General features: G+C 64.4%; 13 protein-coding genes. 7 read left to right on the forward strand and 6 right to left on the reverse strand.

The features are described from left to right. Nucleotides 1-36 precede the first annotated feature (36 nt). The 4 genes from hmgA to UB31_RS19030 are packed head-to-tail and all read right to left on the reverse strand — an operon-like array spanning nt 37 to nt 4,215. A complete protein-coding gene (gene hmgA, locus UB31_RS19015; RefSeq protein WP_045012007.1) occupies nt 37-1,383 on the reverse strand; it encodes a homogentisate 1,2-dioxygenase in 1,347 nt (448 codons plus the stop codon). A gap of 2 nt (nt 1,384-1,385) precedes the next feature. Beyond that, nucleotides 1,386-2,342 carry an MBL fold metallo-hydrolase gene (locus UB31_RS19020; RefSeq protein ID WP_045012008.1) on the reverse strand — a complete coding sequence of 319 codons (957 nt, stop codon included), beginning with the start codon at nt 2,340-2,342 and terminating at the stop codon, nt 1,386-1,388. 23 nt (nt 2,343-2,365) lie between these two features. After that, a complete protein-coding gene (locus tag UB31_RS19025; protein WP_045012009.1) occupies nt 2,366-2,590 on the reverse strand; it encodes a DUF2783 domain-containing protein in 225 nt (74 codons plus the stop codon). Between the two features lie 11 nt (nt 2,591-2,601). Next, the gene (locus tag UB31_RS19030; protein WP_045012010.1) at nt 2,602-4,215 is read right to left on the reverse strand and encodes an FAD-dependent oxidoreductase; all 1,614 of its coding nucleotides are present in this window, start codon (nt 4,213-4,215) and stop codon (nt 2,602-2,604) included. 110 nt (nt 4,216-4,325) lie between these two features. On the opposite strand from UB31_RS19030, the gene UB31_RS19035 reads away from it, so the two are divergent. After that, on the forward strand, nt 4,326-4,868 hold the full coding sequence (locus UB31_RS19035; protein ID WP_045012011.1) for a MarR family winged helix-turn-helix transcriptional regulator: 543 nt from the start codon (nt 4,326-4,328) through the stop codon (nt 4,866-4,868). A gap of 9 nt (nt 4,869-4,877) precedes the next feature. Here UB31_RS19035 and UB31_RS19040 read toward each other — a convergent pair whose 3' ends face one another. Further along, nucleotides 4,878-5,684, reverse strand: coding sequence for an N-acyl homoserine lactonase family protein (locus UB31_RS19040; protein WP_045012012.1), 807 nt, complete (start codon nt 5,682-5,684; stop codon nt 4,878-4,880). Nucleotides 5,685-6,052: 368 nt separating this feature from the next. On the opposite strand from UB31_RS19040, the gene UB31_RS19045 reads away from it, so the two are divergent. The 4 genes from UB31_RS19045 (at nt 6,053) to UB31_RS19060 (ending at nt 12,626) form a co-directional block, all read left to right on the forward strand. Further along, nucleotides 6,053-7,591, forward strand: a complete 1,539-nt coding sequence (locus UB31_RS19045; protein WP_045012013.1) for a caspase family protein — start codon at nt 6,053-6,055, stop codon at nt 7,589-7,591. 141 nt (nt 7,592-7,732) lie between these two features. Continuing rightward, entirely contained in the window at nt 7,733-8,404 is a 672-nt protein-coding gene (locus UB31_RS19050) for an OmpA family protein (protein ID WP_045012014.1), read from the forward strand. A 143-nt stretch (nt 8,405-8,547) separates the two neighbouring features. Further along, entirely contained in the window at nt 8,548-9,477 is a 930-nt protein-coding gene (locus UB31_RS19055) for an RND family efflux transporter (protein ID WP_045012015.1), read from the forward strand. Continuing rightward, nucleotides 9,477-12,626 carry an efflux RND transporter permease subunit gene (locus tag UB31_RS19060; RefSeq protein WP_045012016.1) on the forward strand — a complete coding sequence of 1,050 codons (3,150 nt, stop codon included), beginning with the start codon at nt 9,477-9,479 and terminating at the stop codon, nt 12,624-12,626. The genes UB31_RS19055 and UB31_RS19060 overlap by 1 nt, the downstream gene beginning before the upstream one ends. 64 nt (nt 12,627-12,690) lie before the next feature. On the opposite strand, the gene UB31_RS19065 is transcribed toward UB31_RS19060, so the two are convergent. Continuing rightward, nucleotides 12,691-13,365, reverse strand: a complete 675-nt coding sequence (locus UB31_RS19065; protein ID WP_045006654.1) for a Crp/Fnr family transcriptional regulator — start codon at nt 13,363-13,365, stop codon at nt 12,691-12,693. A 237-nt stretch (nt 13,366-13,602) separates the two neighbouring features. Between UB31_RS19065 and UB31_RS19070 the strand changes: the two genes are divergently transcribed. Then, nucleotides 13,603-15,690: an AsmA family protein gene (locus UB31_RS19070; protein WP_045010195.1), complete on the forward strand. Its 2,088-nt coding sequence runs from the start codon at nt 13,603-13,605 to the stop codon at nt 15,688-15,690. Nucleotides 15,691-15,930: 240 nt separating this feature from the next. After that, on the forward strand, nt 15,931-18,269 hold a 2,339-nt coding region (locus UB31_RS19075; protein ID WP_045010871.1), incomplete at its 3' end, for an adenylate/guanylate cyclase domain-containing protein.

Here is an 18,269-nt window from a genome sequence, read left to right on the forward strand (position 1 = left end):
AGCCACCCTCTCCCACAAGGGGAGAGGGGAAGAACGTCACGGCCGGTTCGGATCGAACCGCTTTTCCAGGCCCGTCCAGCAATCCGCGTAATTGTCCTGAAGCGTCGCCGCCGTCGCCGCGTGTGCGGTGACGCGTTGCGGATAGCGGGTCTCGAACATGAAGGCCATGGTGCCCGTGAGCTTCACCGGCTTCAGCTCGCCGTTGCTCGCATGCTGGAACGCGTCGCGGTCCGGGCCGTGCGGCAGCATGCAATTATGGAGCGAGATCCCGCCGGGCACAAAGCCTTGCGGCTTGGCGTCGTAGACACCGTAGATCAGGCCCATGAACTCGCTCATGATGTTCATGTGATACCAGGGCGGGCGGAAGGTGTTGTCGGCCACCATCCAGCGCTCGGGGAAGATCACGAAGTCGATGTTCGCGGTGCCCGCTGTCTCCGACGGCGAGGTCAACACCGTGAAGATCGAGGGATCGGGATGGTCGAAGCCGATCGCGCCTACGGGGGAGAACGTGCGCAGATCATATTTGTACGGCGCATAATTGCCGTGCCAGGCGACGACATCAATCGGCGAATGGGCGAGCTGCGTCTTGAACAGCGAGCCGCCCCATTTCACGTAGAGCTCGGTCGGCGTGTCCTTGTCCTCGTAGCAAGCAACCGGCGTGAGGAAGTCGCGCGCGTTGGCCAGGCAGTTGGCGCCGATCGGCCCGCGCTCCGGCAGCGTGAAGGCGCCGCCGTAGTTTTCGCAGAGATAGCCGCGCGCCGGTCCGTTCGGAATCTCGACGCGGAATTTGACGCCGCGCGGGATCACCACGATCTCCGCGGGCTCGGCGTCGATGCGACCGAACTCGGTCACAAAGCGCAAATTGCCTTGCTGGAGCACGAACATCATCTCGCCATCAGCATTGTAGAAATGCTGATCCACCATCGATTTGGTGATGAGATAAACATGCGCGGCCATGCCGGCCTGGGTGTTGACGTCGCCGGCGGTCGTCATGGTCTGCACGCCCCCGAGGAAGGTCATGTCCTCCTTCGGGATTGGCGCCGGGTCCCAGCGCAGTTGCGCGATCGGCAAATCGTTCTCGTGGCACGGCGCCGAGCGCCACAGGCCGGCATCGGCCTTCTCGAAGCGGCCGGAGTGCTTCACCGACGGACGGATGCGATAGAGCCAGGAGCGCTCATTCGTGCCGCGCGGCGCTGTGAAGGGCGAGCCGGAGAGCTGTTCGGCATAGAGACCATAGGCGCAGCGCTGCGGCGAGTTGCGCCCGATCGGCAGCGCGCCCGGCAAAGCTTCGGTCTCAAAGCTATTGCCGAAGCCGGACATGTAGCCCGGCGTGACCTGGGCCGAGCTGCGGATGATCTGATCAGGCGAGGTATTGATGTTCATGACTATCCTCCTCCTTGCAAAGCCGCCCACATTTCCTGGTCGCGCTTGTCGGTCCAGATCACGGGATCGTCGATCCCCGACGCCTCGTCAAAGGCCCGCGACACATTGAACGGCAGGCAGTGCTCGTAGATGGCGAAACTCGAAAACTTGGGATCCATCACCTCGCGCGTCGCGGCCATCGATTCCTTCAGCGTGCGTCCCTTGGCGACCGAGACTTCGGCTGCACCATAGAGCGAGGTGACGAAGTCACGCGTCATCGCGATGGCTTCGCGCACCGTGGCGGTCCCCTTCAACGCATCGCCGCGGCCGGGCGCGATTGCTTTCGGATTGAAGTTGCGGATCTCGTTGAGCGTCAGCGGCCATTCGCGCAAGTGAGCGTCGCCGCAATAGCAGGCCGAGTGATATTCGATGAGGTCGCCGGAGAACATGACTTCGGCATCCGGCACCCAGGCGACGATGTCGCCGGAGGTGTGGCCGGCGCCCAACTGCATCAGGCGCACCTCGCGCTTGCCGAGATAGATCGACATCTCGCCTTCGAAGGTCAGCGTCGGCCAGGTCAGGCCGGGAATACTCTGCGCATCCTGGAACAGGCGCGGAAAGCGGCCATATTCGGAATCCCAATCCTGCTGGCCACGCTCCTCGATCAGACGATAGGTCTCCTGCGAGGCCACGATGCCCTGCGCCTTGTAGGCGGAGGCACCTAACACGCGCACGGCATGATAGTGCGACAACACGACATATTTGATCGGCTTGTCGGTGACGGTGCGGACGCGCTCGATCACCTTGTTGGCCATCGCCGGCGTCGACTGCGCGTCGAACACGAGGCAGCCGTCGTCGCCGACGATGATCGCCGTGTTCGGATCGCCCTCGGCGGTGAAGGCATAGAGATCGGTGCCGATCTCGGAGAAGGTGATCTTCTTCTCGGAGAGGTCGCCGGTGGATGCGAAGTTCTTCGCCATCAGTTCGTCCTTAGGTCACGGGGTTATTGTTGTTGCTGTTGTTGCTGCTGGCCGTCGATCATGCGCCGCTTCGCGAGCACGATCGCTTCCCGCAGCACGTCGATGTCGCCGATATGGTTGGCGAGGATCAAAACCAGCGCCGCGTCGAAATCGGCGCTCTGTTCGTCCGTGAGACCACGATGCGCCTCGACAATGGCGCGAAAGGCGTCATCGGGCCGCGCGAAATTCGAACTCGTGGAAAGCGGCATTTGTGTCACCGTCAATTCAAGCCTTGAGCGCGCGATAATGCTGTCGCGATCGCCGCACGCGTCGGATGACGGAAGCGAGCTGCGATATAACCATCGGGCCTGAGCAGATAGGCTGAGCCTGGCTCGGCATCGTAGCGCTTTGCGGCAAGGCCCGCGGGATCACGCAGGCCGCCCTCGCCGCCGATGCGGATGTCTGTGACGCCATCGGGCGTTTCAACCGCCTCGCCATTGCTGAACGACAGCAATGTAAAATCCGTTCCGTCCTTGCGGAATGCGTCCGTGAGATAGGCACTCTCGCCTCCGCGTGTCGCTGTCGGCGCATCCAGCATGGAGCATCCGGGCCGTGGCCCAGATCGCCACGCATCGGCATCGGGTGACGACAGCGGCGTGTCATAGCTGCAAGGCACCGAAAGCCGACCGCCATTGACCATGCGCTTGCCGAACTCGGTTTCCTTGGCGAGTGACAGCACCGCCTTGCGCAGTCGCGCCTCCTGATGCGAGTTCGGCGCCATGAAATCAGTCGAGCGGGTGGATTCGCGGATGTTCTCGTCGGCAGCCGCGCTGCGCTCGGCATGGTAGCTCTCGAGCAGGCTCGCGGGCGACTTGCCCCGCAGCACGCGATCGAGTTTCCAGGACAGGTTCTCCGCGTCCTCCAGACCCGAGTTCGCGCCGCGCGCGCCAAAGGGGGAGACCCGATGAGCGGAATCGCCGGCAAAAATCACGCGACCATGGATGAAGCGGTCCATCCGCCGGCACTGGAATTTGTAGAGCGAGATCCACTCGAACTCGAATTTGTCGTGGCCGAGCATGCGCGCGATCCGCGGCCGCACATTTTCCGGCTTCTTCTCGATAACGGGATCGGCGTAACGGTTGAGCTGAAGGTCGATGCGCCAGGTGTCGTCGGGCTGGCGGTGCAGCAGCGCCGAACGCCCGGCATGGAACGGCGGATCGAACCAGAACCAGCGCTCGGTCGGGAATTCCGCGGTCATCTTGACGTCGGCGATCAAAAACTGGTCCTCGAACACCTGGCCGGCAAAGTCGGCCCCGACCATCTGCCGCAGCGAGGAGCGCGCGCCGTCGCAGGCAACGACGTATTGCGCGTGCAGGCGATAGGCGCCCTCGGGCGTTTCGATGGTCAGCGCGACCGAGTCATTGCGACTCTCCAGTGCCGTCACCTTGTTGCTCCAACGCAGGTCGACCTCCGACAATTCGCTGATGCGATCGACCAGATAGGCCTCCGCGTAATATTGCTGGAGGTTGATGAAGGCCGGCCGCTTGTGGCCGTCCTCGGGAAGCAGATTGAATTGATAGAGCTGCGACTCGCCATGAAAGATGCGGCCGACGCTCCACACCACGCCCTTCTCAACCATACGGTCGCCAACGCCGAGCCGGTCCCAATATTCCAGCGAGCGTTTTGAGAAGCAGATCGCGCGCGAGCCCTCGCCAATGCGGTCGGCGTCATCCAGAAGGACGACGCGCTGGCCGCGCTGGGCGAGATCGATCGCCAGCGACAGCCCGACCGGGCCCGCGCCAACCACCACCACGGGATGCCCGGCCGGATTTTGGCCGGGACGATCCTGATCGGGATGGCGGCGATAGCCGAACTGGGATTTGGCCTGCGCCATGCGCTAACCTCGGCTCTGGTCAGGAGGGGACTGATCTGCTAGATAGTCTCACGTGCAACTATTTTGGACCGGGGCTGGCCGGCCGTCAACTGGAATTCGGAGAGCTCTTCTTGGCGAGGACATCCAGCGACATCGCGCTGAAGACACGCGAAGCCGGCGAGGCGACACCGCGGCCGAAGTCGCGGCTCGATTTGTTCAAGTTCGTGCCGTTCCGCCTCAACCGGCTCGCGGCGGAAGTGAGTTCCGCGCTTGCGGTCGAGTATCAGGAGCGTCACGGCCTCGACATTCCGGCCTGGCGCGTGATTGCGACACTCGGCTTCCGCAACGATGCCTGTAGCGCGCAATACGTCTCGCAATGCACCCGCACCCACAAATCCACCATCAGCCGCGCGGTGACCACGCTGTTACAAGAGGGCCTGATCGAGCGGGTCGAGAACGAAGCCGACCGCCGCGAATTCCGCCTGCAACTGACGAAGAAGGGCCGCGCGCTCTACGAAGAACTATTCCCGCAGCTGCTGCGGCGGGAAGACGAGATCCTCGCCTGCCTCTCCGCGCACGAGCGCAAGCAATTGTCGGCACTGCTCGGCAAGATCGAACAAAGCCTCGATTTGATCCAGACCAGCGAAGAGGCCGACGCCAAGCAGGCGTATTAGCCTCCGCCGTCACTTCGCAAACGACCTCGACGGCGGCAGGTGCAGCGCCCAGGCATCCACCTTGTCGCTGGCGCGCGGATAGATCTCTGTGACGATCGGATCGTGGCCGGGAATGAAACGATCGGGATGACCGGCAAGGCGCTCGATCGTCTCCCAGCCCTGCGCCATATCGCCGACATTGTAGACGATCGGGAACGGGCTCCGACGCTGGAGATTGGCGTAGAAATGCGCGGCGTCGGACGCCAGCACCACCGATCCGCGCGCGGTCTCGACCTTGACCACCTGCAAGCCGTCGGAGTGACCACCGACGCGATGCACGGTGACGCCGGGCGCAACCTCGCCATCGCCTGAATAGAAGGTGACGCGCTCACCATAGACATGGCGCACCATCTGCGTGACGTGCTCGACCGAGAAGGGATGTCGCAGCAGTCCGTTGCACATGCAGCGCCCGGTCGCGTAAGCCATCTCGCGGTCCTGGAGATGGAAGCGCGCGTTCGGGAAACGATCGAGATTGCCGGCGTGGTCGTAATGCAGATGCGTCACGATAATGTCGCGAATGCTTGACGCCGAAACGCCAAAGCGCTCCAGCGCATCGACCGGATTGAGCGTCAGCTTGCGCGCCCGCAAGCTCGCCTCCTCGGCATTGAAACCGGTATCGACCAGGATCTCGCGGCCACCGCCGCGGATCAGCCAGACAAAATAGTCGAGATCCTGCGCCGCACTGTCATGCGGGTCGGGCGCCAGGAAGTTCATGCTGGGGGTGCGCGGCGACATCGTCGCATAACGGAGCGCGTAGATTTCGTAGGCGTTTCCCATGGTTTTTGCTTTTTCTGAATGGATCTTAAGGAACGATCCCGTGCACCAAGCCATCGTCAGCCGCAAAGGTCAAACACCGCAGGTGGCGACGGACGCACGCCCATAATGTGAGACCAATCACATCCTCGTCGCGAGTGCCGTCCTAACATGGCCGCCGGAACCCCGGACCAAATGTGTCGAGTAGGACCGTGACAGCCGACTTATTCCCCTCGCAGCGTCCCCGCGCGTCGCGATCAATTGTCGCGATAGTGCCGAATCTCCAAGCGGTTGACGCCAACTCTCCCCGGTTTGATAATGCACATTGCGTAAGTTAAGGTCGCCGCGGCGCAAGCTGGAAACGGCGCCTTTTTGGCTGGACCGCGCTCATTATGAAAATTCGCTTCCTTTTTCTTCTGCCTTTGCTTGTCTCGCTTGTCCCGACCGCGCCATCCTTGGCGGCCGGCGACCGCTTTGCGCTGGTCATCGGCAACGCCAAATACCCGGACGCGGACGCCCCGCTGAAGGAACCGCTCAACGACGCGCGCGATATCGCCGACGAGCTCAAGCGCGACGGCTTTTCCGTGGAGATCGGCGAAAACCTGACCGGCGACGGCATGCGCCGCGCCTTCGACAAGCTCTACGGCAAGATCAAGCCGGGCTCGGTGGCGCTGCTGTTCTACAGCGGGTTCGGCATCCAGTCGGCGCGCCAGAGCTTCATGATCCCGGTCGATGCCCAGATCTGGACCGAATCCGACGTCCGCCGCGACGGCTTCAGCATCGAAACCATCCTTGGCGAGCTCAATACCCGCGGCGCCGGCGTCAAGATCGCGCTGATCGACGCTAGCAGACGCAACCCATTCGAGCGCCGGTTCCGCAGCTTCTCCGCCGGTCTGACGCCGGTCATTGCGCCGAACGGCACGCTGGTGATGTATTCGGCAGCGCTGGCCTCGGTGGTATCGGACGTCGGCGGCGACCACAGCCTGTTCGTCCAGGAGCTGCTCAAGGAAATCCGCGTCCCCGACCTGATGGCGGAGGAGACGCTGAACCGCACCAAAATGGGCGTCACCCGCGCCTCGCGCGGCGAGCAGGTGCCGTGGATCTCATCCTCGCTCGCCGAGGATTTCTCGTTCATTCCGGGCGCCACAGGATCGCGTCCAACGGCGACGGCGCCACCGCCGGCGCCCCCCGCACCACCGCCGCCGGTCGCAAACAACCCACCACCGGTTCCGCCAGCGCCGCCGGCGCCCGTAGCCGCGAACAATCCGCCGGCGCCGCCCGCGCCGCCGTCACCACCACCCCCATCGCCGAAGCCGCAGGTCGAGGCCGCTCTGCCCCCGCCTCCGCCCCCGCCTCCACCACTACCGCCGGTCAAACCGGCTGATACGGCGACCGCGCCGACTACCGATTCCGGCCCGAGCCAGGCCATGCTGGCCGACGACCCCACCATCAAGAGCCTGACCGCAAAGATCGCCGCCAATCCAGACGATGTGAATGCGCTGTACCGGCGCGGTCAAGTCTATGCGAGCAAGGGGGCTTTTGGCCTCGCCATCAAGGATTTTGACGACACGCTGCGGATCAACTCGAAGGACGTCGAGGCCCTGAACAACCGCTGTTGGACCCGCACCGTGGTCGGCGACCTCCAGGGTGCGCTGAAGGATTGCAACGAGGCGCTGCGGCTGCGGCCGAATTTCGTCGATGCCTTGGACAGCCGGGGACTGGTCAACCTGAAATCCGGGGCAGCCAAGAACGCCATCGCCGATTTCGACGCGGCACTGAAGATCAACCCGCGCCTGACCTCCTCGCTCTATGGGCGGGGAATCGCCAAGCAGCGTAACGGCTCGGCTCAGGAAGGAGCGCTCGACATCGCCAATGCCAAGGCGATGGACCCGAATATCGTTCAGGAATTCGCAAGTTACGGAGTGCGTTGATATTTTTTTGATTTGAGGCGGGAGGCGCCTCGAACCCCCGGCGGCCCCGCCAAGACTAATCGAACGGATGCCGCAAGCGGCCTTGCCGGGGGCCTATTGCATGATTTGGAACCGCGCGGGCTGCGCAGGGAGGGACTGGCAATGAGATTGGCTGCAAAAGGACTTACCGCAATCCTGTCCATCATCACCATCGGCGCCGCGCTGTCGCTGCCGGTCTCGCCCGCGTTCGCTGGCGACGACGGCAACAGCAAGAACGTCACCGAGGACGAGATCGTCCGCGCTCTGGCGCCGCAGCCCAAGAAACCCTTGACCCGCGGCCTCTCGGTCGGCCCGCAGACCAGTCCGGCGCCGAGCGCCGAGGAAACCAAGCTGCTCCAGACCGTCCGCGGCCGGTCCACGCGTTCGCTCTCGTCGACCGAACGTGAAGAGATCGCCTCAGCCGCCAAGGACAAGCCTAATATCGATCTCGAGATCACTTTCGACTACAACTCGGCCGATATCAGCACCAAGTCGCTGCCCTCGGTTCAGGCGCTCGGCCGCGCACTGACCAGCCCCGACCTGAAGGGCTCGACCTTCGTGGTCGCGGGCCACACCGATGCCGCCGGCGGCGAGGGCTACAACCAGGAACTGTCGGAGCGCCGCGCCGATTCGATCAAGCGCTACCTCGTGGACAAGTACAGCATCGCCGCGACCGACCTCGTCACCGTCGGCTATGGCAAGAGCAAGCTGAAGGACCCGAGCCAGCCGATGGCGGAGGTGAATCGCCGTGTCCAGGTCGTCAATATGGAAAACAAGACCACCGCATCGAAGTGACCACGACGTAATCCGTTGAAGTGACAAGTCGTGATGTGGTGTAAAGTCTTGCTCCCAAAGCGCGTCCCGCAGCCTTGCGGGACGCCGCTTCGTTTCAGGGAAACACCCTCAGCAACCGCAAACCAGGCCAGGATGATCCGGCGATGAACATCTCCGAATATCTCAAGCCTGCCGGAACTGTGGTGTTCATCGTCGCGCTCGGCGTCGGCTATTACTGGTTCGAGCATCGCCATCACCCGGAAGAAAAGGAAACGCCGGGCGAGGCGCACGTCATCGTGACGAAGTCGACCAATGCCTGCTTCTCCGATCTGGTGCGGGTGACCGGCTTCTTCGTACCGCGGCGCGAGGCGGTGGTCATCGCCGACCAGGAGGGATCGAAGGTCACCGACCTCTTCGTCACCGAAGGCGCCGTCGTCACCGACAATCAGGAGCTGGCTCGCCTGACGGCGCCGCCGCAGATTCCGGGCCAGCCGCAAAGGCCCGGGCCGCAAGGGCCGATCTCGCTGAAGGCGCCTGCGCCTGGCCTAGTCACCGAAGTCCGCACCATCGTCGGCGCGCCGGCCTCGCCGCAGGCGGGGCCGATGTTCCGCATTGCCGTTAGCGGCGAGATTGAGCTGGATGCGCAGGTTCCGGCCGTGCACATGCCAAAACTCAGCCCCGGCGCAACGGTGCGGATCAGCAGGGACGACGCCGCCGACCTGATCGGCCGGGTCCGGCTGGTTGCGCCCGAGATCGACCGTGCCACGCAGCTCGGCCGCGTCCGCATCAGCGTCACCAACAATCCCTCACTGAAGATCGGGACGTTCGCCCGCGCCTCCATCGACGCCAAGCGAAGCTGCGGCGTCGCGGTCCCCAAGACCGCGATCGACCATCTCACCGTTCAGGTCGTCAAGGGCACCACGATCGAGACGCGCAGGGTGCGGGTCGGGCTGACCTCCGACAGCCAAACGGAAATCCTGGAAGGGCTCGACGTCGGCGAAATCGTCGTGGCCGACGCCGGCTCTTCGCTGCATGACGGCGACCAGATCAAGACCATGTTCGCTGATGAACTCGATCGCACGCGGGTACGCTGATGGCTCTCAATATCTCGGCATGGTCGATCCGTAATCCGCTGCCGTCGGTCGTCTTTTCGATCATCCTCCTGATCCTCGGCTGGGTCTCCTTCACCAAGCTCGCGGTGACGCGGCTGCCCTCGGCCGACATCCCCGTGATCTCGGTCGCGGTGTCGCAGTTCGGCGCGGCACCTGCAGAGCTCGAGTCGCAGATCACCAAGACCATTGAAGACGCGGTCTCCGGTGTCGAGGGCGTGCGGCACATCGGGTCGCAGATCACCGACGGCCTGTCCCTGACCACGATCCAGTTCGCGCTCGAAACCAACACCGACCGCGCGCTCAACGACGTCAAGGACGCCGTGACGCGGGTGCGCTCGAATCTGCCGCAGAACGTGAACGAGCCGCTGATCCAGCGCGTCGACGTGATCGGCCTGCCTATCGTTACCTACGCCGCGATCTCGCCCGGAAAGACACCGGAACAGCTCTCCTATTTCGTGGACGATGTGGTCAAGCGCGCGCTGCAAGGCGTACGCGGCGTTGCTCAGGTCGAGCGCATCGGCGGTGTCGAGCGCGAGATCCTGATCTCGCTCGATCCCGACCGCCTTCAGGCGATGGGGCTGACCGCCGTCAATGTCAGCCAGAGCCTGCGCGGCACCAATGTCGACGTCGCCGGCGGCCGCGCCGAAATCGGCAAGAACGACCAGGCGATCCGAACGCTGGCCGGCGCAAAGACGCTGAGCGACCTCGCCGGCACCATGATCCCGCTGTTCGCCGGCGGCGAAGTTCGGCTCGACGATCTCGGCACCGTCACCGACACCATCGCCGATCGCCGCACCTTCGCCCGCTTCAACGGCGAGCCGGTGGTCGCGCTCGGCATCAAACGCTCCAAGGGCGCCAGCGACGTGGTGATCGCGGCCGCCGTCGCGAAGCGCATCGACGCGCTCAAGGCCGCCTATCCCGACGTCGACCTGAAACTGATCGACACCTCGGTCGAATACACCAAGGGCAATTACGAGGCCGCGATCTCGACCTTGTTCGAGGGCGCCATCCTCGCCGTGGTGATCGTGCTGCTGTTCCTGCGCGACCTGCGCGCCACCATTATCGCCGCTATCTCGCTGCCACTGTCGATCTTCCCGGCGTTCTGGGCGATGGACATCCTCGGCTTCTCGCTCAACCTCGTCAGCTTCCTCGCGATCACGCTGTCGACGGGTATTCTTGTCGACGACGCCATCGTCGAGATTGAGAACATCGTCCGGCACATGAACATGGGCAAATCGCCCTACCGCGCGGCACTCGAAGCCGCCGACGAGATCGGCTTGGCCGTGATCGCGATCTCGCTGACGATCATCGCAATCTTTGCGCCCGCCAGCTTCATGTCGGGCATCGCCGGGCAGTTCTTCAAGCAATTCGGCATCACCGTCTCGGTGCAGGTGTTCTTCTCGCTGCTCGCTGCGCGCTTCGTGACGCCGATGCTGGCGGCCTACTTTCTCAAACATGGCAATCATGAGGAACCGCCGCCGGGCCGGGTGCTGCGGACTTATCACCGCATCGTCACCTGGTCGGTGCGGCACTATTTCATCACCGTGCTGATCGGCGTCGGCATCTTCGCCGCTTCGATCTGGAGCATCACGCTGCTGCCGCAAGGCTTCCTGCCGGCGCAGGACAGCGCACGCTCCCTGCTCGCGCTCGAGCTGCCGCCGGGCACACAGCTCGCCTATACCGAAAAGGTCACCGAGGACATCGTCGCACGGCTGCGCAAGCGGTCGGAGGTGAAAAGCATCTTCGTCGACGGCGGCCGCGTTCCGCCGGGCACTCAGGAAGTCCGGCGCGCGGCTTTGATCATCAATTACGTACCCAAGGCCAACCGCGACATCAGCCAGCGCGAGCTCGAATTCTCGATCAGCCAGGAGCTGGAGAACATTCCCGACATCCGCTTCTGGTTCCTCGACGACAACGGCCTGCGCGCAATCGCGCTGGTCGTCACCGGCGCTGACGCCAATATCGTCAACAATGTCGCAAGCGAACTCGCAACACAGATGAAGCGGGTTCCGACCATCTCCAACGTGATCTCGGAAACCACGCTGGAGCGGCCCGAGTTGCGCATCGAACCGCGCGCCGATCTCGCCGCACGGCTCGGCGTCTCGACCGAAAGCCTGTCGCAGACCATCCGCGTCGCCACCATCGGCGACGTCGGGCCTGCACTTGCCAAATTTGACGTCGGCGACCGTCTGGTGCCGATCCGGGTGCAGCTCGAGGACGCCGCGCGCGGCAATCTGAAGACGCTCGAACAGCTGCGCGTGCCGCTTGGCGAGCACGGCGAGAAGGGCGGCGTACCGCTCTCGGTCATCGCCGATGTCAAGCTCGACCAGGGCCCGACCAGCATCAGCCGCTACGACCGTGAGCGGCAGGCGACCGTCGCCGCCGACCTCGTCGGGTCTGCTGCGCTCGGCGACGCTACCAAGAAGATATACGACCTGCCGGTGATGAAGACGTTGCCGAAGAACGTGAAGGTCTCCCCCTCCGGCGACGCCGAAAGCCTGAACGAACTGTCCGACGGCTTTGCTACCGCGATCACGGCGGGCTTGATGATGGTCTACGCCGTGCTGGTGCTGCTGTTTGGTACCTTCCTGCAGCCGATCACCATCCTGTTCTCGCTGCCGCTCTCGATCGGCGGCGCGATCGTGGCCTTGCTGATCACCGGCAAGCAGCTCACGACACCGGTCTGGATCGGCATCCTGATGCTGATGGGCATCGTCACCAAGAACGCGATCATGCTGGTCGAATTCGCCATCGAATCCATTCACGCCGGCAAGCCGCGCGACGAGGCCATGATCGACGCCGGCATGAAGCGCGCCCGCCCGATCGTGATGACCACGATCGCGATGGCCGCCGGCATGATCCCGAGCGCGCTCGCGGTCGGTGCCGGCGGCGAGTTCCGATCCCCGATGGCGCTGGCGGTGATCGGCGGCCTGATCTTCTCGACCATCCTGTCGCTGGTGTTCGTGCCCGCGATGTTCATGGTGATGGACGATCTCGGCGCCCTGATCTGGCGCTTCGGCAAGCGGCTCATCGTGCACAGCGAGGATGCGGAAGCTGCGGATCACCACGACGCTGCGCCCGCGGAGGCCACACCGGTGCCGAAGAGCATCGTGCACCCGGCGGCGGAGTAGAGTTCCTACCAAGCGGGAACGAGATGATGCGCGCTGTGTGCCGGAAGCAGCCTAGCTTCGGCGCTTACTCGTTCCGCGCAATTGCCGTCAGCTTGGTCATATTCCGCAGCAAAATCCGCCCGCGCTGGAGATCCAGGATCGCCTCCTTGCGCCAGGCTTGAAGCTGGCGATTGACGCTCTCGCGGGCGGCGCCGACGAAAACGCCGAGCTGCTCCTGCGAGATATGCACCTCGGAGCCGAAATCGGCGGCGAGCGCGCAGAGCCGCCGTGCCAGCCGCACCGGCAGCGGTTGCAGCATGGATTCTTCCATCCGCTCGCTCTGCCAGCGAATGCGCTGGCACAGCAGCCCGATGATCTTGATCGCGACCTTCGGCTCGCGCTCGAGGAAGGCGAGGAAGTCTTCGCGCCGCAGCACGAACAATTCGCTGACCTCGCCCGCGGTCGCATCCGCGGTGCGGCTCTGCCCGTCCAGCACAGCGACCTCGCCGAACAGATCACCCGAGCCCATGAAGTTCAGCGTCAGCCGGCTACCGTCGGAGGCGCCGGTCTCGATCCGGACCTGGCCGCGGCGCACACCGAACAGCGCGTCGCCGGGATCGCCCTTCTGGAACAGCACCTCGCCGTTCCCCAGATGCTGGGTGTGGCAGAGATTGGAGAGCCGCTGAAGCTCGTCCGTACCGAGATCAGCGAACATGGCGTTCATCTTGAGAATGACCGCAAATTCGGCCTGCTTGCTCATTTCAACGTCCTTATGAATTTCCTTAGCCAATTTCCTTGGCAAATCGCTTGGAAGCATCAACATCAGAATCGCGTAAAACCGCGTGGGAGAAGTGTGTCATAAGTCACATAACTTTACAGCTCCCCCTGACTATTTTTGTCTGCTTGGAGCGGCTTCCCATCCCGGGATAAGCTCAGGCGCGAGGGACGGGTGACCGGGCGGGTTTCGACGCCGCTTGTCCGTCGTTGGAACGTCGACATGAGAGCAGTTAAATTCGCCGGCGCGGCGGTGGTCGCCGTCATCATCGTGATCGCGCTCCTGCTGGTGGTCGGGATCCCCTCGGGCTTCCTGACCTCGACGATTGCCTCGCGCGTCGAGCAGGCGAGCGGCTATCGCCTGTCGATCGACGGCACGACGAAGATCAGCCTGTGGCCGACGCTGAACGTCGCCTTGAGCGACCTCACGCTCCAGAACCCCAAGGATCGCAGCGGCATCACGCGCCTGACCATCGACCGCGTGCAGGTCGACATGTCGTTGTCCAGCGCATGGTCGGGCCATCCGAAGATCAGCGAGATCGTCGTCACCCATCCCGTGCTCTATTTGCCCATGCTGCGCGATCGCCTGCCGAATGCCGATGCATCGCCAGCGGCGCTTGCGCCCGACATGGATGGTGCGACCATCGACCGTTTCAAGATCAGCAACGGCGAAGTCGCATTCTCGCGCGTGCGCGATCGCGTCGACAGCCGCATCACGGCCATCAACGCCGACGCCATCATGGGCCGCGACCGCACGATCAAGGTCATCGGCACGGCGCGCATCAGCGAGCACCCGACCAGGTTCGACATCAAGGCGACCACGCCGGCGCCGCCGGTCGAGCGGCAGACCACGCCGGTGGATTTTGCCATCGACATGCCGGACGTGCTGTCGTCGCAGCTTGCAGGCCATGCCGAGCTGCGCCTCAACGGGCCGATGGTGATGATCAACGGCGTCAACGGCACGCTCGGCGATGGCGCCTTCAACGGCTGGGCCTCGGTCGATATTGCGAGCAAGCCTTTGGTGAAGGTCGATCTCGACTTCCAGCGGCTGACGATTCCGCTGGCAAAATCGCCCGAAGGCGCGACCGCGCAGCCCTGGAGCGATGCGCCGATCGATGTGTCCGGGCTCAATTATGTCGATGCGCAAATCAGGATCTCGGCCAACGAAGCCATCATCGGCCAGGCGCGCCTTGCGCCGCTGGCGCTCGATGCAAAACTCGCCGGCGGCATCTTGAAGACAGGCACCGCCAATCTCGGCGCCTATGGCGGCCAGGTCTCGGGCGAGATGATCCTCGATGCGACCAGCGGCGCACCGAGCTTTGCCATGCATTCCGACATCGTCGGCGTGCGGGCGCTGCCGCTGCTCCAGGGCCTTGCCGAGTTCGACCGGGTCGACGGCAAGATGCAAGCCAAGCTCGCACTGCGCAGCGCCGGCCCCAGCCAGCGCGCGCTGATGGCGAACATGCAGGGCACCGCCTTCGTCACTTTCCAGGACGGCGCCATCCGCGGCATCAATGTCGCACAGATGATCCGCTCGCTGACGACCAGCAAGCTGTCCGGCTGGCAGGACAGTGAGGCAGGGAGCACCGAGCAGAGCACCGATTTGTCGCAACTCTCCGCCTCCTTCCGCATCGACAAGGGCCAGGCGGTGACGACCGATTTCAACCTGGTCGGCCCGCTGGTGCGCATCACCGGCGCCGGCACCATCGCACTCGACACCAAGATGCTGGGCTTTCGCGTCGAGCCGAAGCTCGTCATGACCACCGAAGGCCAGGGCCGCACCTCCGAACCGGTCGGCTTCGGCATTCCCGTGATGATCTCGGGCTCCTGGTCGCAGCCGCAGATCTATCCCGACATGAGCGGCATGATGGACAATCCGGATGCCGCCTATGCCAAGCTGCGCGAGATGGGCAAGGGTCTGTTCGGGCCTGACGGCGCCGGGCTCGGCAACATGTTGAGCAATCTTGGTGGTAATTTCGGGCTCGGCGGCGCCGCGCCGGGCGGCGGCAACGCAGCAGGCAGCGCCAACCCGCAGATGAAGCTGCCGGGGCCGGACAGCCCACTCGGCCAGGCCATCGGCAATATGATCCAGCAAGGATTGTCCAACAGCCCTCTGTCCAACACCCCTGGAACCGGCATCCGCAGCCGCGGCCTGCCGGGAACACCGACCACGCCGGCACCGCAGCAGGCCTCGCCCGCGCCGCCGACCCAAGCCCCGTCGACCCAAGCCCAGCCGACTCAAGACCCGCCGGTCGCCCAGCAGGACAGCCAGCCGATGAACGACGTGATGCGGCAACTCTTTAATCGGTAGTTTTTGGACCAACACTTCCAGACTCCGAGGCGGTCCTTACACCCGCACCCCGTCCACTTCTTCATCCGAACGGATGAGAAGGACGGCTGCGGCATTTGGGCCGCCGCCGGCCATCCCCGCCCGTCCCTTGTCGGCTCCTTGCCCGCCCTTGCCGGTTCCTTGGCCCAAATTGTGATAGAAGATCGTAAGGGCCCGTGCGGCCCATAGCGCCGGCGTCCGTCGCGGCGCGAGAGGATCCGGATGGCAGGAGCGAAAGGCAAGATTCGGTTTCTGCGCGAGGGCCTGTTCGCCAAATACGTCGTCTCCCTCGTCGGCCTCGTCGTGTTCGTGCTTGCCGTCAACGGCGCGATGGAGACCTGGATCTCCTACCGCGCCACCACGACGTCGCTGACCGACGCCCTCGGGGACAAGGCGCAGGCCGCCGCAAGGCGCATGGAGCAGTCGGTCTCCGAGCTCGAACGCCAGATCAGCTGGGTGACACGGGCAAGCCAGGACACGCTCGAGAAGCGCCGCGCCGACTACGCCCAGCTGCTGCACCAGGTCTCGGTCGTCTCCCAGCTGTTCCAGCTCAACGGCGACGGCCGTGAGGTGCTGCGCGTCTCGCGCCAGTCGACCACGACCGGCAGTAATGCCGACCTCTCCCGCGACATGCGCTTCACCGACACGGTCGCGCGCGGCGTGAGCTATTCGCCGGCCTCTTTCGTCGATCAGAAGCCGGTGATATCGATCTCGGTGGCACATTCCGGCTTCAATGCCGGCGTCACCGTGGCCGAGATCGATCTCTCTTTCCTCTCCGACTACCTCGCCGATGCCCAGCTCGGCAAGGCCGCCTTCGCCTATGTGGTCGATGCACGCGGCCGCGTGCTGGCGACCTCGTCGAAGGGCCCCGATGTCGGCAAGGATCTGTCGAAGCTGCCGCAGGTCGCAGCCGCCATCGCCCCCGGCCGCGACGGCGATACGTTCGGCACCGACTTCAATGGCCATTCGGTGCTGACCGCGGCGAGCACCGTGCCGAAGCTCGGCTGGAACGTGCTGTTCGAGCAGCCGACCGCGCAGGCGCTGACGCCGATCCGCGACCAGCTCGTGCGCATTGCGTTGCTGATCGGCATGGGGCTGTTGGTCGCGATCCTCGCCGGCACGCTGCTGGCGCGCCGCATGATCATCCCGATCACGGCGCTGCGCAACGGCGCGCACAAGCTCGGCGAGGGCGACTTCAGCCACCGCATCGACGTGCACACCTCCGACGAGCTGGAAGAGCTCGCCGGCCAGTTCAACCGCATGGCCGGTCAGCTCCAGGAGACCTATACGGACCTCGAGACCAAAGTCGAAGAGCGCACCCGCGATCTCGCGCAGTCGATCAACGAGCTGAAGGTGCTGGAAGAGGTCGGCCGCGCGGTCGCCGCCTCGCTCGACCTCAACGCCGTGCTGCCGACCATCGCCGCCCGCGCGCTCGAGATCAGCCACGCCGATGCGGTGCTGATCTACGGCTATGATGCGGACGCGCGCCGCTTCGACCTGGTCGAGGCCAACGGCATCGACAAATCGGCTGACGGCGCCCACATCACGATCGAGGAAGGCGAGAATATTTTGAGCGATGCCGCCAGGAGCGGCGAGCCGATCGCGCTTGCCGATCTCGACCACGCGCCCGAGCAGCCGCTGCGCGACGCCGCGGTCGATGCCGGCTTCCATTCGGTGCTGGTGGTACCGCTGGTCGACCTGCAGGGCACGCTCGGCTCGCTGGTGGTGCTGCGCCGCGCCCGCGGCGCGTTCGAAGGCAGCCTCATCGGCCTGATGCGGACCTTCGCCAACCAGGCGGTGCTGGCGATGCGCAATGCGCGGCTGTTCACCGAAGTTGACCACAAGAGCCACGCGCTGGAGACCGCGCACGAGACCGTGCGCGACCAGGCCGACAAGCTGCGCGAGCAGACCGAGCAGCTCAAGGACTGGAACAAGTCGCTCGAAGAGCGCGTCGAGACCCAGCTCAGTGAGATCGAGCGGATCCGCAAGCTCGAGCGTTTCCTGGCGCCGCAGGTGGCGCAGCTGATCGCCTCCTCCGACAGTCCCGAGGGGCTGCTCACCAGCCAGCGCCGCGAGGTGACCGTGGTGTTCTGCGATTTGCGCGGCTTCACCGCGTTCACGGAAGCGACCGAGCCGGAGGAGGCGATGAACGTGCTGCGGGAATATCACGCCGCCCTCGGCACGCTGATCTTCAAATATGAGGGCACGCTCGACAAATATGCCGGCGACGGCGTCATGATCCTGTTCAACGCGCCGATCCAGTTCGAGGACCACACACGGCGTGCCGTGAAGATGGCGGTGGAGATGCGCGACACCATCGGCCCGCTGACCGAGCGCTGGCGCAACCGCGGCCATAGCCTCGGCTTCGGCATCGGCATCGCGCTCGGCTATGCCACGCTCGGCCAGGTCGGCTTCGAGCAGCGGCTGGAATATGCCGCGATCGGCAGCGTCACCAACCTCGCCTCCCGCCTCTGCGGCGAGGCCAAGGCCGACCAGATCGTGGTCAGCCGCCGCGTCTACGGCATCGTCGAGCAATGGGTCGAAGCCCGCGCGCTCGACGA

The organism is Bradyrhizobium sp. LTSP849 (assembly GCF_000938255.1).
Taxonomy (GTDB): domain Bacteria; phylum Pseudomonadota; class Alphaproteobacteria; order Rhizobiales; family Xanthobacteraceae; genus Bradyrhizobium.

What these genes read in the sequence shown, in the direction of transcription:
- UB31_RS19070 (WP_045010195.1), top strand. Translation starts at nt 13,603, where the DNA reads ATGAGAGCAGTTAAATTCGCCGGCGCGGCGGTGGTCGCCGTCATCATC.
- UB31_RS19025 (WP_045012009.1), bottom strand. Translation starts at nt 2,590, where the DNA reads ATGCCGCTTTCCACGAGTTCGAATTTCGCGCGGCCCGATGACGCCTTT.
- UB31_RS19055 (WP_045012015.1), top strand. Translation starts at nt 8,548, where the DNA reads ATGAACATCTCCGAATATCTCAAGCCTGCCGGAACTGTGGTGTTCATC.
- UB31_RS19045 (WP_045012013.1), top strand. Translation starts at nt 6,053, where the DNA reads ATGAAAATTCGCTTCCTTTTTCTTCTGCCTTTGCTTGTCTCGCTTGTC.
- UB31_RS19020 (WP_045012008.1), bottom strand. Translation starts at nt 2,342, where the DNA reads ATGGCGAAGAACTTCGCATCCACCGGCGACCTCTCCGAGAAGAAGATC.
- UB31_RS19040 (WP_045012012.1), bottom strand. Translation starts at nt 5,684, where the DNA reads ATGGGAAACGCCTACGAAATCTACGCGCTCCGTTATGCGACGATGTCG.
- hmgA (WP_045012007.1), bottom strand. Translation starts at nt 1,383, where the DNA reads ATGAACATCAATACCTCGCCTGATCAGATCATCCGCAGCTCGGCCCAG.
- UB31_RS19065 (WP_045006654.1), bottom strand. Translation starts at nt 13,365, where the DNA reads ATGAGCAAGCAGGCCGAATTTGCGGTCATTCTCAAGATGAACGCCATG.
- UB31_RS19030 (WP_045012010.1), bottom strand. Translation starts at nt 4,215, where the DNA reads ATGGCGCAGGCCAAATCCCAGTTCGGCTATCGCCGCCATCCCGATCAG.
- UB31_RS19050 (WP_045012014.1), top strand. Translation starts at nt 7,733, where the DNA reads ATGAGATTGGCTGCAAAAGGACTTACCGCAATCCTGTCCATCATCACC.
- UB31_RS19060 (WP_045012016.1), top strand. Translation starts at nt 9,477, where the DNA reads ATGGCTCTCAATATCTCGGCATGGTCGATCCGTAATCCGCTGCCGTCG.